Source organism: Gilvimarinus sp. DA14 (genome assembly GCF_024204685.1).
GTDB lineage: Bacteria > Pseudomonadota > Gammaproteobacteria > Pseudomonadales > Cellvibrionaceae > Gilvimarinus.
In genome coordinates, this window is the sequence record NZ_CP100350.1 from 900,354 (window position 1) to 915,847 (window position 15,494).

A 15,494-nucleotide genomic window follows, 5' to 3' on the forward strand; every position below is an offset into this window, starting at 1 on the left:
CGCCGGAAGCTGTTAACCCCGGATTAACTCGGCATTTTCGGCCTTCGCCAAAGCCGTTAAAAAGCCCCTTAAACTGTCAACATCCGCCTCTGCAAAGCTCTCATGCCAAGCCACGGAGAGCTCCCCCGATGCACTGGTAACGGCTGCCACCCGCTTAGACAAGGTGGGTAAATAAGCGCATAGAAAGTCCTCCGTCGCGCTGGCAGCGCGCCCCTGGGTAAAGTGCCAGTATTGCGCCAAGTGGGATTCGTGGCTAAAAGGCGCGCGCCGCAGCGCCCACGCCTCCCCGTTTTTAACTTTTACCGAGTAGGTCGGCAACAGTGGCGGCTCTTCCAGGTCGGTTGCGATTCGCGGCACGCGTCTGACGCTGACGCCGAGCCCTTGCTTGAAGGCATAGGCGCGAATCGCTTCACGTTTTTTTTGCGCTGGCGATGGCCGCATCATCGCCACAGGCCCGATAACCATTGCTGCGACCAGAAGCATAATAATGATTGTGATTGTATTCATATTCAGGCTAAATCTTTTTGGTAAATTCTTGTTGCCAAGTGAAGTGGCGAGGCTGAACTCAAACACGCCGAGCTATTTTAGTCAGTTCGGCGATCAATAAGGCTGGCGATTTGTCCCAGAATCATCCAAAATTTTAATAATCCGCAGCGAAAGGAGAATGTTATGACCGCCTACCAACACATTCTGGTGGGGCTGGACTTAACCGAAGAGTGCCCCCAAATTCTGCAAAAAGCCGCGGCTTTGGCCCAGGTTTGCGGCGCAAAGCTGACGGTGGCCCATGTGATTGAGCCACTTACCTTTGCCTACGGCGGCGATATGCCCATCGATCTTTCTGAAGTGCAGGACCAATTGCAAATTAAGGCCGAGCAAGAACTTATGCGCCTAATTCGCAATGCCGATTGCACGGTAGAGCAAGAGCACGTTCTGGTGGGCCAAGCCGCCACAGAGCTGCATCACCTGGCCAAGCAAATCAACGCCGATCTAATCGCGGTGGGCAGCCACGGGCGTAAAGGTTTTGCCTTGCTTCTAGGCTCTACCTCCAACAGTGTGCTGCACGGCGCTGGCTGCGATGTGCTGGCCATTCGCGTCAGCGGCAACGACTAACCGCCCATATCTTCAAGCTCCGCCCAGCGCTCGTAGCAGTTGTCGAGCGCCTCTTGAGTGGCGGCCATAGACTGCATATGAGCCTCAATGGCCACTGGATCGCCACTGTAAAAAGCATCGCCACTGGCGGTAGCTTGCAGGGCTTCCAGTTCAGTTTCTAAACGCTCGATTTCATCGGGAAGCGCGTCGAATTCGCGCTGCAGTTTATAGGAAAGCTTCTTTTTCTCTTTGCCTTTGGCAATAGTGGTTGCCGGTATTTGCACTTCTTGCTGCTCGAACTTTGCGGCGGCTTGTGTTTGCGGTTCACGCCACTTACCGCCCTGACGCAGCCAATCGTCGTAACCACCGACATACTCACGTACCTGACCACCACCTTCAAAGGCGATAGTGCTGGTAACTAGGTTATTGAGAAAAGCCCGATCATGACTGACCAGCAACACAGTGCCGCTAAATTGTGTCAAAACCTCTTCCAACAGTTCCAGGGTTTCTACATCCAGGTCGTTGGTAGGTTCATCCAGCACCAGAATATTGGCAGACTTACTGAACAGCTTGGCCAGCAAAACACGGTTCCGCTCTCCCCCAGACAGGGCCTTAACCGGCGTACGAGCCCGTTCGCCAGAGAACAAAAAATCGCTTAAATAAGAAATAATATGTTTGGATTTACCGGCTAGCTCAATGGTATCGCGCCCCTCAGATACATTATCCACGGCGCTTTTCTCTAAATCCAACTGATCGCGCAACTGATCAAAATAGGCCACGGTTAAATTTGTACCTAGCTTAATGCGCCCCGCATCCGGCTCCAATTGCCCCAGAATCAGCTTAAGCAAGGTACTCTTACCCGCACCATTGGGACCGATAAGACCGATGCGATCGCCGCGTAAAATGCGGCAACTAAAGTCAGAGACGATAGGTTTGTCTTGATAAGAGAAGCTCACCCCATCTAGCTCAGCCACCAGCTTGCCCGACAGCCCCGCCTCGGCCAGTTCAAAGTTGGCGTTACCCTGCTGCACCCGGCGCGCCTTGTGCTCTTCGCGCATCGCTTTGAGCGCCCTTACCCGCCCCTCGTTGCGGGTGCGCCTGGCTTTGATGCCCTGGCGAATCCACACTTCTTCCTGGGCGAGCTTTTTGTCAAACAGCTCATTATGTCGAGCCTCTTCAGCAAGCACCCGCTCGCGGTACTCGAGAAAGCTGCGGTAATCCCCTTTCCAGGTGCGCAGGTGGCCACGATCCAGCTCGGCAATATGCGTCGCCACCTTTTGCAGTAATGCCCGGTCGTGGGTAATAAAGACGATGGCTCCGGCGAAATTAATCAGCTCGTTTTCCAGCCACTCGATAGCGGCAACGTCCAGATGGTTGGTGGGCTCATCCAGCATAAGCACATCCGGCTCAATTACCAGTGCTTGCGCCAATGCTACCCGGCGGCGCCAGCCCCCGGACAGAGCCGACATGGGCGTAGCGCCGTTTAAGTCCAGACGCGTTAGCACCGTTTCCACCCGCGTTTGCAGGCTCCAGCCGTCTACCGCCTCCAGCTCACTTTGTACGCGGGCCAGTTTTTCTACCCAGTCGTCACCGCGCTCCGACTCACTTACTTCGGTGAGGTGGTAATAGCGGCTTAGCAGCTCGCCCGCCTCGGGCAGCCCCGAGGCCACCACATCAAACACACTTTGGCCATTGGCATCGGGCAAATCTTGCGCCAAACGGGCAATTCGCACGCCGCGGTCAACAATGACCGCCCCGCCATCCAGGCTCACCTCACCGTCAAGCACCTTTAAAAAGCTCGATTTACCTGCGCCGTTGCGGCCAATAAGACACCAGCGCTCGCCCCGTTCAAGGGCGAAGTCCACCTTATCCAGAAGTATCTGTAAGCCGTAGTTCAACTCGGCTTTATCTACCGTCAAAAGAGCCATATCACCTCTATGTTTGCACCGGAATCGACCGACTGGTTATAACCAAAAATCAATCGTTTAGAAGATGTTGCTGAAGTGAGCTATATCACTTAATAAAGTTTGCATTCAGCATAAAAAAAGTGGCAGCATATTACCGTTAATTAGCCTTTGCAGACAGCCTGCAGGCGACATTTAAAGTCAGTGCACCGCCTTTAATAACAATAAACTCACAGCACTTAAGGGCCACAACCGGCTCTTCACAGTCGTTGATGCATCACGCACGAGGTAAATATGCGGCTATTCAACCCAGGACGCCATAATCGCCTAAGGACATATCGGCTCAGCTCATATATCGGCACCTGTGTGCTCGGTTTTGCCCTGTCTGTCACCCTAGCATCGGCGACAGAGGCACCACCAAGCGCCATTAGTGATAAATCCGAACAGCGTAAAACCTATGCTGAGGCGCAGCAGGCACTGGGTCAAAGTCGCTATAGCGAATACCGTAATTTGGTGCAGCAGCTTGAGCACTACCCGCTCAAACCCTATCTGGAATACCGGTATATCACCCGGCGTTTATCGCGTGTGAGTAACAACGAAATCGATCAGTTTTTGGCAGAATATCCAGGCTCTTACCTGGCCGACAAGCTGGAGCGGCTGTGGGTGGAAAAATTGGCAGAAAACCGCCAGTGGGACGATGTGATTCGCTACTACCGCGCCGACAACAGCACCACGTCGCTGCAGTGCTTGGCCCTTCGTGCGCGCCTTAATACCGGTGATAAAAGCGCTTTGGAAGAAGTCGCCCCGCTTTGGAACGTATCGCGCTCGCAGCCCAACGAGTGCGATCCGGTATTCGCCGCTTGGATGGACGCCGGCTTACTGGACGACGCAATAGCCTGGCAGAGATTTGAAAAAACCATGCAGGCGCGCCAGCGCTCGCTGGCGCGCTACATCAGCCGACAGATGACCCCCGCCGTACAAAAACAGGCCGATCTCTACTACGACGTAGACGCGAACCCCCGCCTGTTAAAGGATATGACACGCTTTAGCGAGCAGAGCGAGCGCATGCAGAGCATTATCCTAAACGGCCTGCAACGTCTGTCCCTGCGCGACGCCAAGCTGGCCATTGAGCTGTGGCACAAATACGACGCGCAGCAGTTATTTGCCGATCAGGCGCGCATCGACACGCAGCGCTATATTGCCGTGCGTTTACTGCGTCAGGGATACACAGACGATGCCGAAGCGTTACTTGCCTCTACACCAGCGCTCAGTACTGAAACCGTCACCGAATGGTTGATCCGTGATGCCCTGCGTAAACAGGATTGGCCGCGAGTACAAAAGTGGATTGCGCAACTGCCCAGCGACGAGCAAAACAGTGAGCGCTGGCGCTACTGGCAAGCGCGCGCCCTCTTACAAACCAGCGATGATACAGACAAAGCCCAGCAGCTTTACACCCAGGTTGCACAAACGCGCTCCTTTTACGGCTTTTTAGCCGCCGACATCCTTAAACAGGACTATGAGCTGGTCGACAAACCCGTGCAAATCGCCCCACCCGTGACCGAACTGGTCGCGGAAAATCCGGGTGTTGTACGGGCCAAAGAGCTGTTTATTATCGGCGAAAACCTGAACGCGCGGCGCGAGTGGTACCACACTACCCGCTCTATGAGCGAACCCGAGGTTATCGCCGCTGGCAAGCTGGCCGAGAGCTGGGGCTGGCATCGCAATGGTATTCAGGCCATGATTCAAGCGAGCTACTGGGACGATTTACAAACCCGCTTCCCCATCGCCTATCGTGAGCATGTGGACATCACAGCCAAAGAAACGGCGATTGCGCCACACCTTCTGTACGCTATTGCCCGCCAGGAGAGCGCATTTACCCCAGATGCCCGCTCTTCCGCTGGTGCTCTGGGCTTAATGCAGCTGCTGCCCTCAACAGCCAAACAAACTGCGCATCGCTCGGGGATGAGCTTTTCAACCTACGACCTACTAAAGCCGGAAACCAATATCGCCCTGGGAGGGCGCTATTTAGGCCAACTGCTTAACGAGTTTAACGGCAATCGCATTCTCGCCGCCGCGGCATACAACGCTGGCCCCAACCGGGTGAAAAAATGGTTAAACAAGGATCAGGCAACGCAACTGCCTTTTGATATTTGGATTGAGACCATTCCCTACCGCGAAACGCGCGGCTACGTGCAGAATGTCTTGGCCTACTCTGTGATTTACGGCTATCGGCTGGGAGAAAAGCTCCCTTTCATTACCCCGGGCGAAGCGGATAAATCTCTGTAACCAATTGCCATGCCGGTGGCGTGAAGCCACTGGCACAATTTCCCTGCCCTGCAGCGTCAGGCGTTAAGAAACTCACGCAAGCGCTGCAATACTAACTGCGCCAATTCATCCGGGGCAAACTTTGATAAGAAGCCATCGCAACCGACTTTTTTCACCATCGCCTGATTAAAACTTCCGCTTAGCGACGTATGCATAATCACATGTAAAGACGCCAATTGCGGGTTGGCGCGAACTTCCGCCGTTAGACGATAACCGTCCATTTCCGGCATTTCGGCGTCAGTCACCAGTAACAAATATTCATCAGTCACCGTCACGCCTCGCGCTACTACCGACTGCAGACGCTGCAGCGCCTGCAGGCCATCTTGCGCCGCCTCCACCGCAATACCAAGTTCAGCCAATGTTTCGCGCACCTGACCTAAAGCAGTGGCAGAATCTTCGGCCACCAGCGCCTTTAACCTTAACGCGCGGGCGCGCTCTATCAACTCGCTGTCCAGCATCTGTGTCGACACGCTGGTGTTCATTGGGGCGATATCGGCGAGAACGCGCTCCACGTCGAGAATTTCCACGATATCTTTGTCGACACGGGTAATTGCTGTCAGGTAGTGCTGGCGCCCGGTTCCCTTGGGCGGCGGTAAAATATCTTCCCAATTTAGATTGACGATTGTTTCAATTGCGCCGATTAAAAACGCCTGCACAGTGCGGTTATACTCAGCCACTATAAGACTGGCATTGTCGAGATCGCGGGTCTTCCCCAGGCCTATGGCGAGTGCCAAATCAATAACCGGTACCGCCTTGCCACGCAATTGGGCCACTCCGCACACGTGGGGATGGCTATGAGGCACCGGGCGCAGCTTGGGTAACTTAACCACCTCCTGAACTTTAAACACATTAATAGCAAAGCGCTGACCTCTCCCCAAACGGAAAATCAATAACTCCAAGCGGTTTTGCCCCACCAGGTTTGTGCGTTGATCCACCGAGTTGAGAATACCTGTCATCTGTCGCCCCTGTTTCCCGTTTTCGTTACCCTAGTAACGCTTAACATTTCCTAGAGTAAACGCCTCTTAGGTAGAACAAAAGAAAATTTACCCGCCAAGGCTAATTTACCCTACAATCGTGATTAAAGATAAGTACAGAGCCAGGCCCGAGTCACTAATGCCTCACGAACATCCACTGTTGGCGCGCCAACCCATCTTCAATCGAAATATGGAGGTGGTGGCCTATGAGCTGCTTTACCGCACCGACCAACAAAACCGCGCCGAAGTGCTCGACGGCGATATCGCCAGCACCCAAGTACTGCTCAACACCTTTACCGAACTCTCTATTGAAAAAGTGGTGGGTAAACATCGCGCCTTTATCAATTTTACCGGCGCACTTATGGATGCTCATCTGCCATTCGATGTTTCACAGCTAGTCGTCGAAGTACTAGAAACCGAAGAGCTCGATGCCAGCCTACTGCACCGGCTGAAAACACTAAGAGATAAACGCTTTACCATTGCCCTGGATGACTTTGAGCTGAGCTCGGAAAATGAATCTCTCTTACCCTACGCCGACATCGTAAAACTCGACGTACTGTGTTTGACGCAAAACGATCTTGATCGACACGTCAAAAAGCTAAAAGCTCTGGGAATACAGGTTCTAGCCGAAAAAATTGAAACCTTTGCCATGCTCGAATATTGCAAAGCCATTGGCTGCGACATGTTTCAGGGCTACTTTCTGGAAAAACCCCAAATCATCACCGGGCAACGGCTCAGCGAAAGCAAACAGGCCGTGCTGCAACTGCTGGCAAAACTGAACGATAAAAACGCTAAATTTGAAGATATCGAAGACATCATTTCGCGCGATCCGGTGCTGAGCTTTAAACTGCTAAAGCTGGTTAACTCAGCAGCTTTCGGATTACCTCGCACCATTGAATCCCTGCGCCAGGCCCTGACACTGCTAGGACTGAAGATCATCAAGAACTGGATCGGCTTACTGGCGATGGCGAAACTCGGCAACAAGCCGGCCGAACTGTCAGTAAAGGCCCTATCCCGCGCCAAAATGTGTGAGTTAATCGCGGCCACGCGACAACCGCTTAGCCAGTGCGATTCGTACTTTACTGCCGGTTTATTATCAATGCTGGACGCCTTTATGGATGCCCCGCTGGAAAAGGTGCTGCGAGATATTCAACTCAGCCCTTCGCTACGCAGTGCATTGCTTGAGCATAAAGGTGAAGAGGGAAAGCTACTACAAACCGTAATCGCCTATGAACACGGCGAATGGGAGGCCATTGACTGGGACTACCTGAGTACATACGGTCTGAATCCCAGCTCGTTGTCCGCCTTGTATTTACAAACCCTCAGCTGGGTTGATGAAACTCAGCAAACCTTGCGAGCTGAAGTTAAAAGCGGCTTGGCCTAGCGCGACGACAGCATTACCCGGCAGAGCCAAACAGTTTTAGAATATCCGCGGATGAAAACGGCCACTGCAGCTCTCTGCCGTCGTCAGTTTTGATTACGGGAATTTTTTCGCCGTAACGCTCAATCATTTGATCATCACAAGCAATATCAAATTCGGTCACACGAATATCAACAGCCGCAGCATGCAACTCAGCCCGGGCATTATCACAAAGATGGCACCCAACCGTGGTCAACAACAAAACCTTATGCACAACAACCTCATTAATTATGGCAAGAGGCTATTGTAAATCATAACTCGGTGTTTACCCCGGACTCACCTGCCTCACCAACAACAGCGGGCTGGGCGAGAAGATCCCGTACAAAATCAGCAAAGCGCCGTCCCTTTGGATCGGGCTGCTCGTCCTGCGGCAGGTACATGGCGTCGATTATCGATTGCAGAACATCTATTGGCTCGGCAAACACTGAAGCCTTATCGAGCGCCTGTTGGGTATCCTTGATAAAGCGACCCACAGGTTCCAGCTGCTCGGCCAATCCGGATGTGGCGCCCTCGCCATAGCTCGCGCCTACACGCTGATACTCAACTTGGGTCAGCCTGAGGGCAAAGCCGCTGATTTGATTTGAGTCATAACCTAAGTTTTGTGCGTAAGAAAAAGCGCTATCCAGATTGCCGGTGAAAAATTCCTCGGCCAAGTGATCAACCTTATCGAGAAGATCGGCAAGTGACTGGCGCTCCTGCTCGCTGAGCTCGCCTTCAATCGTCAGGCTGTAGCGGCTGCTGGAAACTTCAGCGTAGGCAAATTCGGCAGCGTTATCAGCGCTGCGAAAACTGGCGCTGGCGCCAGTCGCCGACTGCGCTGCCACGGTTATGGTATCGCCTTCGCGAGTGCGTACGACAAATTGAAAACTCTGCGCCCCGGCATAATCGTATGATGCCGCAAGCGGCGCTGACATCTCCTTCGCCGCCTGACTCAACGCCACCTTGGTACTGGCATTTGGCGTGTATTGCTCGGCCAGCTTATCCACACCGGAGGTCACCAGATCGTAGGTTTTACCTATATCGGCTTGCACTCGCTCATTGAGCATATTAAGTGCCGACAGTCGCTCCTCGGCCTCGGCAAAACCCTTTTTGAAACCTTGCAGACCGGCCTGTAAGCGGCTTTGCAACTCACTTTCACTGGCGCCATCGGCCACGTCGCGCTGCAACTGGCGCTCGATAAAGCCAAGAATATTACCCGCTGCTTGCTCGGCAGTGAGCGGCTTAAAGCCTTTGGGCTGCGGTTCGGAAGATTCCACATAAGCCAGCGCGCGCTCACTCAGTAACGTAAAGTGGCGCGGGGTGTTGGCAGATAGCGCATTTTGCGCGGTGGGCAAAATATCGGACGTTTGCTTGGTAAACATACCGGGCCTCCGGAAGTAAATCGTCTCCTGAGGCTTACGGCCGTATATGGGAAAACTTTAGCCGCGGGTCAGAAAAAGCGCCGCCACCACCACCGCGGTCAACACAATCAAGACCGCGAGACCAGCACTGCCGTAGCGAGGCTTTTGCGCCGGGGTATCGACAGCCCCAAGGCTCGTGGCCGGGCGCGCCTGGGCTTGAGGGGCACTGGGTCGACTAGGTGCAGTACGCGCGGGCTTCGCGCTGCTCGGCCTGCCTACCGCTCTGACGGTGGTTTTGGCCATGTCGTCCGCCGGGCCAATAACACCAAAGCTCAAGGTATCGAACCGCAGTTCATCGCCACGCTTCACCCGCGCCTCTGTAACAGGCTTGCCATTGAGATAAGTGCCATTAGCCGAGCCCAAATCACGCACGTACAGCACGCCTTCAACGACGTTTAACTGTGCATGACGTCGGGATAAGTGGGCCGCCGCCAGAGAGATGTCACAATCGCTTGAGCGCCCCACTAAATTGTTGGATTTAAGCGGGTAGACCCGATTGCCAAGCGCGGTGTGATTGGCTTTGAGTGCCCAGCCGGTGGTTTTTGGCGTGCGGGGGTTAGTTTGGGAGCGCTGGGCGGGAGCAGCGGTCGACTCATCTTTGGGGTCGATAATTTCAAGCTCGATTCCCGCCAGAGAAATGGTATCGCGAGCCGACAGTGCTTGGCCCTCACTTACCGCCTGGCCATTGACCTTTACCTCCGAGCCAGGCACCAGGTTTATCAAGCGCAGATTTTCATGCTCCGCTTCAATCACCAAATGCTTATCGGCGATGTTGGGTGCGCTCACCACCAGCTCATTAGCTCTATGCCGCCCGATACTGATGCTAGGCTCAACGAGCCAAACCGCACTGTACTTTTTATTTTTGAAGCGGATTTTCAGCATCAAAGCGTCCTTTTTGCAATCGTTTAACGGCACCTGATAATGCAACACTGGTACCGAGTTTTCAAGATAACCCGCGCACCTCGGACGCGCCTGCAGAGGTAAACTTGCAGCGCGACACAGTTTACACCTTCCTCAGTTCATGCCGGCCCACTGCTGACGCAAGCGGTTAAATCGATCGCGCTGGTCGATATCCAGCTCCCCCCCTTGCTGCAGCCTCTCAATCAACACCTGCCCCCGGCGCCGATGAGGTTCTTTTTCCTCAGCCACCCCCAGGGCCGCCACAATTGTCTGCAGTAAGTTCAAAGCCACACCGCTGTGACGAGGGAACTCGCACATTGCCTGCTCAAAACATACTAGTGCCTGGGGATAGTTCTTGGACTCGTAAAGGCCAATACCCTGTTTGTTTAAGCTCGCCAGGCGTTCGCGTTTTTTACGGCTGAGAGGCTCCGCGAGCAGTACATCAACTTTTTCCAGCACGGCCTGATCCTGACAGTGGTGCTGACGCAGTTGCTCAAGTAATTCATCCCGCAGAGCCAGCTCCTGTAAATAGTCAGCCGCACTGGCCAAATCGAGCAAAATGGTTACCGGTAAGGAAATCAGCTCATGTTCGGCCTGCATTTGTTGCATCAGCTGCCGCGAATAGACGGCATCGCCACCGATTGCGTTAAAGGCACACGCCACCGATCGCAACTCGAGCTGTTGTTCTGGCTCTTGAGTAAAACGACTGTCGAACTCTTCCAACACACGCTTTGCATCTTTATAAAAGCTCTGCCCTTTTTCCCGGTCGGTGTATCCAAGCTCGGCACACGAGCGCACAAAGGCCAAGTGCACATCCGGATTGTCATAACAAGAGTGCAACCCGAGCCTCACTGCCTGGCGCAGAGCGTTCGCGGCTAACAATAGCTGGCGATTATCTAGCGCCTGTTGCCCCAGCAACTGTTGTCGCACGACTGACAGTGGCGACAATTCGACCGCCTGCTGCAACACTGCTTGGCGAGCTTGAGGGTCGCCGGTAGCGGCCTGCATCTCGGCCAATAAATCGAGTGCCGGCAAGCAATTCTCATTACTAACCAGCGCCTGCTCCAGCCAATGCTCTGCCCTCTGCCAATCGTTTTGCGCGGCATAAACACGCGCTATTCCCAGCTGGGCCCAATCCCACTCGCGCTCAGTCATTACCTGGCGGTAAAAAGCTTCGGCGCTGTCGTAGCGCTTTTCCTCCAGTAACAGCTGGCCCAATAGCTTTTGCACCTGATTCTGGTAGCGACCTTGAGCCTGCGACAAAACCTGGCAAATCTCGATCGCTTTGGCCCTGTCACCGGCGTTGAGTGCAGACCAATAAGGCGCCATGGCTCGACGCTGCTGTAGCAATCGGGCAAGACGATCTCGCAGGGTTTTGGTGGACACAGGCTTGGTAAGAAAGGCATCGGGCTCAGCATCGGCGGCCGCCAGCACTAGCGCTTTGCTGAATTCATCGGAAAGTAAAACGAAAATAGCGCCTGGTTTTAACTGCCCCTCTTTTCGCAATTGCTCTAACAACTGCAGGCCGTTTTTGCCCTGCCCCAGGCTGAAATCACAGAGCACTAAGTCATATTGCAAGTTGCGACACTTGCGCAGCGCATCGAGGCCGTTGACGGCGGTATCCACATGCTCGCACCCCAACTGCTGCAATAAACGCATCACCGCCATGCGAAAATTATCAAAGTTATCGACCAGCAACACTCTGGCACTAACGATATCGCTTAATCCCATCACCCTTCCAGACTGCTTATTCCGCTCCAGCATAGCCGAAAGCGGCGACTAGGGAAATCTAGGCTGGTTGAGGCCGGGTATTAGAGTCGGGAGTACGGCGGCGGGATAAAAACACCTGCTGACCACCAAGTGCCTTGGCACGATGCTTAGCTTCGGCCAACAACAGCGCCACCTGATGATGGGTAAGACAATGATCTGGGTCCGGATGGACGCAGCCAATGGCAATACTGAGTGGGCCAAAACGACGCCGTTGACCGTGCCGATCCTCCGTGCAGTAATCCAATTGCGCCGGCGGCATTCGCTCTACAATGGCCCGGCTGAAACTCTCGATCAGAGATTCGCAGCGCTCACGCCAATCGCGGCTTTTAAACACCACCACAAAGTCGTCGCCCCCTACATGCCCGACAAAATCTACCTCTGGCTGGACCGTTTGCCGCAGTAGTTGTCCGAGCAAAATAATAACGTCATCGCCACTGCTGTAACCAAACGCATCATTGAAGGGCTTAAAGTGATTAATATCGCAGTAAGCCACAATAAAGTCCGCCTTTTGACACAACAGCCGATCAATCCACTCGTACAACGGAACATTGCCCGGCAGCGCGGTAAGCGGGTTAGAGTGGCGAGCCGCGCGCAGCTTTTCATCGGCAATACTGCGCAAAATACTGCGCACTTTGGCCACACCCACGTAGCGCCCTGCCTCGCTGACAATAATATCCACACTCAGGTTTTGTGCTGGGTCTTCTGTCACCAGCCGCCCGGCCGAATTCAGATCGCTGTTGATGTCCATAATCAAGCTACGCGGGCTGATAAAACCAGCCACAGGTTTGTTGGCATGCAGCTCGTACGAATAGCGCCAGGAAAAAGTATTTAACAGCTCCGAGCGGCTGATCACCCCCATGGGGGTGTGATCTTCTGCGACTACCGGCAGGCAGGTCAGGCGCACATCCGAGCGAAACATTTTGACCACATCACCAGCGGTCGTATGGGGTGGGATACCTGGCTCGGCTACGGTTACCTCGCGCAAAGTGTGGTAGAAAGTATCGCGCGACTGAGGCATCGCCGTAGCCCTCACTTCATTTAAATGAGCGGGCAATTCGGTAAGCGGTTCACGGCTGGGGCGGGCGATGTAGAACCCCTGCATGTATTCAACCCCCATAGATACTAGGGTTTTAAACTCCTCGGCGGTTTCAATACCTTCTGCAATCACCTTGTTGCCGATGCGGTTGGCGATATCCATCATAAAGCGCACAAACTCGCGCTTGACCGCGCTGCGCTCTATGCCGCTAACAAAGTGGCGATCGATTTTTACGTAGTCCGGGTTGAGCTCACTCCAGATACGCAAACCCGCGTAACCGGCCCCTAAATCATCGATAGCTACCGCAAAGCCCTGGCGCTGAAAGTGCTCACAGGCGCTGCTCAGTAGATCGTACTCTTCCATTGGTTGTTTTTCGGTAAGCTCAAATACGACCCGCTCCGGGTCCAACTTGAGCTTACGCAGTATCGCCATGGTTACGCCGTCGCGGTATTGGCTGTCGGTAAACGACAGAGGTGTCATATTGAGGAATAATTGCCCGGGCAGGCGCTGGGCCATAAACGCCTGGCAGGCAACCTCACGGCAGGTGTATTCCAAACGCGCGAGCAGGCCCGAGCTGGCAGCGGCAGAAAAAAGCTGATCGGGGCGCTCGAGCCCAGAGCCCTCTGGCCCGCGAATCAGAGCCTCAAACCCCGCAATGGTGCCATTAATCACATTGATAATGGGCTGAAAAACAGGATAGAGCTGAGCACGCTCAATCACTTCCTGCAGTTGCAATTGGAGGTGCTGCGTCACAGCGTCCTCCTTATTGATGTGGGAAAAGTAAAACGGCTTCAAGCAGCATGGCGCAATTGTCCACGCGAAATGTGACATTACAATGACAGGACACTTATTGAGCGCAAAGGCAATCGCCGCTAGAATGCACCGCCCTTAACACCCACTCCGAGCCAGGCGCTGCCAGCTAATGATCGACTATCAAGCACTGACGGAATTTCTCACCGGCCATCCACGGCTGCACAGGTGGTGCGAGCAACTGGAAGATGACATTCATCAGGGCCTTAGCCCGCAAAGGTTTGGCGATTTGCCAGCCTGGCTTGAAGCCCTGCAACGGCTCCCGCACATTGAGCCGCAGACGCTACAGTTAGCAGACGAAGTATCAGTTAGCGGTATCTGTGACGAGCAAACCCGAGAGCAGGCACGTGCCGCTTTGCAGGCGCTGATACCTTGGCGCAAGGGACCTTACACGCTGCACGATATCCACATTGATACCGAGTGGCGCTCAGACTGGAAGTGGGAGCGTATCCGCCACAAGATCGCCCCGCTGCACAACCGCTTGGTTTTGGATGTAGGCTGCGGCAATGGCTATCACGGCTGGCGCATGCTGGGCGATGGCGCAGCTAGGGTTATAGGGATAGATCCCTCGCCTAGATTTGTCGTGCAGTTTGCGGCTATTAAACACTTTTTAGGCCGCTCGCAGCCTATCGATGTACTACCCATAGGCATCGAAAAGCTACCCAGCGAGCTACGCGCTTTCGACACTACGTTTTCTATGGGTGTGTTCTACCACCGCCGTTCCCCGATGGATCATCTGCGCGAGCTGAAAGATACCCTGCGAGCCGGTGGACAACTGGTGCTGGAAACGCTGGTCATAGAAGGTGGCGAAGGCGAGGTGTTAGTGCCTAAGGGCCGCTATGCGATGATGAATAATGTCTGGTTTATCCCAACCCCTGACACGCTGATAAGCTGGATGCGTAAGTGCGGATTTAACAATGCCAGACTGGTAGACCTATGCCCCACCACAGTTGAAGAGCAACGAGCGACCGAGTGGATGAAATTTCACTCGCTGGAGAACTTTCTCGACCCACAAGACCCCGGCAAAACGATCGAGGGTTACCCGGGGCCAATTCGCGCAACGCTGGTCGCCGAAGCTTAAATAATCGAACGGCAAATGCGAAAAGAACGCACTGAAGTGTCGCCCCTGCGCGACCGTAAAAAGAATTTGTCCGCTTAGTCAGCGCTAAGCAGCGGTGTATCCAAGCCAAACTCGCGATGTATTTGTTCGCACCAAGCATCCAGGCGCTCGGCAGTCATATCTTCCTGCTGGTCTTCGTCAATGGCAAGCCCGACAAACTGGCCGTCGCGCTCGGCCTTCGACGCCTCGTACTCATAACCCTGCGTGGGCCAAAAGCCGACGCGCACGGGATTTGATGCCTCGATGACATCGTGCAGCATACCCATGGCATCGAGAAAGTAATCACCATAGCCAAACTGATCGCCCAGACCAAAAAGGGCAACGGTCTTACCGCTGAAATCGACCTGTTCTAGATCGTCCCAAAACTCTTCCCAGTCGGATTGAATTTGGCCAAAGTCCCAAGTGGGAATTCCCAGAATGATGTTCTCGTAGTCGGTAAACTCCAGCTGAGTCACATCGGCAATATCGTGTAGATCCACTACATCTTCGCCAAGGCGCGCCCGAATACGCTGTGCCACCTGCTCTGTATTGCCTTCATCACTGCCGAAAAATAAACCGATCTTGGCCACTGTTTACCTTACCCTATTCACCAAAGTACACGCTCGGGGACGAGAGATCTGAGCCGATTACCCGAGAGCGCGAATTCTCCCAGCAAAAACCCATAGGCGCAAGCGACTGCATGCTATGCTGACAGTAGTTAAGAAAGGTTAACCGATACCGGATTGCCATGACAGGCGTGCGCCCGT

Annotated in this window: 13 protein-coding genes; 4 read left to right on the top strand and 9 right to left on the bottom strand. The window is 54.0% G+C overall.

Annotated features, from left to right (window positions below):
• Window positions 1-12: 12 nt before the first annotated feature.
• Window positions 13-573 carry a hypothetical protein gene (locus NHM04_RS03870; protein WP_254265732.1) on the bottom strand — a complete coding sequence of 187 codons (561 nt, stop codon included), beginning with the start codon at window positions 571-573 and terminating at the stop codon, window positions 13-15.
• Window positions 574-669: 96 nt separating this feature from the next.
• Between NHM04_RS03870 and NHM04_RS03875 the strand changes: the two genes are divergently transcribed.
• Window positions 670-1,110 (top strand): universal stress protein, encoded by a 441-nt coding sequence (locus NHM04_RS03875; protein ID WP_254265733.1) that lies wholly within the window; start codon window positions 670-672, stop codon window positions 1,108-1,110.
• Here NHM04_RS03875 and NHM04_RS03880 read toward each other — a convergent pair.
• Complete coding sequence (locus tag NHM04_RS03880) at window positions 1,107-3,017, bottom strand: ATP-binding cassette domain-containing protein (RefSeq protein WP_254265734.1); 1,911 nt, start codon at window positions 3,015-3,017, stop codon at window positions 1,107-1,109. The two genes, NHM04_RS03875 and NHM04_RS03880, sit on opposite strands and share 4 nt — an antisense overlap.
• Window positions 3,018-3,359: 342 nt before the next feature.
• Between NHM04_RS03880 and NHM04_RS03885 the strand changes: the two genes are divergently transcribed.
• Window positions 3,360-5,279 carry a transglycosylase SLT domain-containing protein gene (locus NHM04_RS03885; RefSeq protein WP_254265735.1) on the top strand — a complete coding sequence of 640 codons (1,920 nt, stop codon included), beginning with the start codon at window positions 3,360-3,362 and terminating at the stop codon, window positions 5,277-5,279.
• 56 nt (window positions 5,280-5,335) lie between these two features.
• On the opposite strand, the gene NHM04_RS03890 is transcribed toward NHM04_RS03885, so the two are convergent.
• Window positions 5,336-6,274, bottom strand: a complete 939-nt coding sequence (locus NHM04_RS03890; RefSeq protein WP_254265736.1) for a chemotaxis protein CheV — start codon at window positions 6,272-6,274, stop codon at window positions 5,336-5,338.
• 157 nt (window positions 6,275-6,431) lie between these two features.
• On the opposite strand from NHM04_RS03890, the gene NHM04_RS03895 reads away from it, so the two are divergent.
• On the top strand, window positions 6,432-7,676 hold the full coding sequence (locus NHM04_RS03895) for an EAL and HDOD domain-containing protein (protein WP_254265737.1): 1,245 nt from the start codon (window positions 6,432-6,434) through the stop codon (window positions 7,674-7,676).
• 13 nt (window positions 7,677-7,689) lie between these two features.
• Here NHM04_RS03895 and NHM04_RS03900 read toward each other — a convergent pair whose 3' ends face one another.
• The 5 genes from NHM04_RS03900 to NHM04_RS03920 form a co-directional block, all read right to left on the bottom strand.
• Window positions 7,690-7,926, bottom strand: a complete 237-nt coding sequence (locus tag NHM04_RS03900; RefSeq protein WP_254265738.1) for a glutaredoxin family protein — start codon at window positions 7,924-7,926, stop codon at window positions 7,690-7,692.
• Window positions 7,927-7,963: 37 nt separating this feature from the next.
• On the bottom strand, window positions 7,964-9,073 hold the full coding sequence (locus tag NHM04_RS03905; RefSeq protein WP_254265739.1) for a DUF5610 domain-containing protein: 1,110 nt from the start codon (window positions 9,071-9,073) through the stop codon (window positions 7,964-7,966).
• Window positions 9,074-9,130: 57 nt separating this feature from the next.
• Window positions 9,131-9,994, bottom strand: a complete 864-nt coding sequence (locus tag NHM04_RS03910) for an FHA domain-containing protein (protein ID WP_254265740.1) — start codon at window positions 9,992-9,994, stop codon at window positions 9,131-9,133.
• Window positions 9,995-10,126: 132 nt separating this feature from the next.
• Window positions 10,127-11,743 carry a response regulator gene (locus NHM04_RS03915; protein WP_254265741.1) on the bottom strand — a complete coding sequence of 539 codons (1,617 nt, stop codon included), beginning with the start codon at window positions 11,741-11,743 and terminating at the stop codon, window positions 10,127-10,129.
• Between the two features lie 58 nt (window positions 11,744-11,801).
• Window positions 11,802-13,571: a bifunctional diguanylate cyclase/phosphodiesterase gene (locus NHM04_RS03920; RefSeq protein WP_254265742.1), complete on the bottom strand. Its 1,770-nt coding sequence runs from the start codon at window positions 13,569-13,571 to the stop codon at window positions 11,802-11,804.
• Window positions 13,572-13,740: 169 nt separating this feature from the next.
• On the opposite strand from NHM04_RS03920, the gene cmoB reads away from it, so the two are divergent.
• On the top strand, window positions 13,741-14,709 hold the full coding sequence (cmoB, locus tag NHM04_RS03925; RefSeq protein WP_254265743.1) for a tRNA 5-methoxyuridine(34)/uridine 5-oxyacetic acid(34) synthase CmoB: 969 nt from the start codon (window positions 13,741-13,743) through the stop codon (window positions 14,707-14,709).
• A 74-nt stretch (window positions 14,710-14,783) separates the two neighbouring features.
• On the opposite strand, the gene NHM04_RS03930 is transcribed toward cmoB, so the two are convergent.
• Entirely contained in the window at window positions 14,784-15,317 is a 534-nt protein-coding gene (locus tag NHM04_RS03930) for a flavodoxin (RefSeq protein WP_254265744.1), read from the bottom strand.
• Window positions 15,318-15,494: the final 177 nt, after the last annotated feature.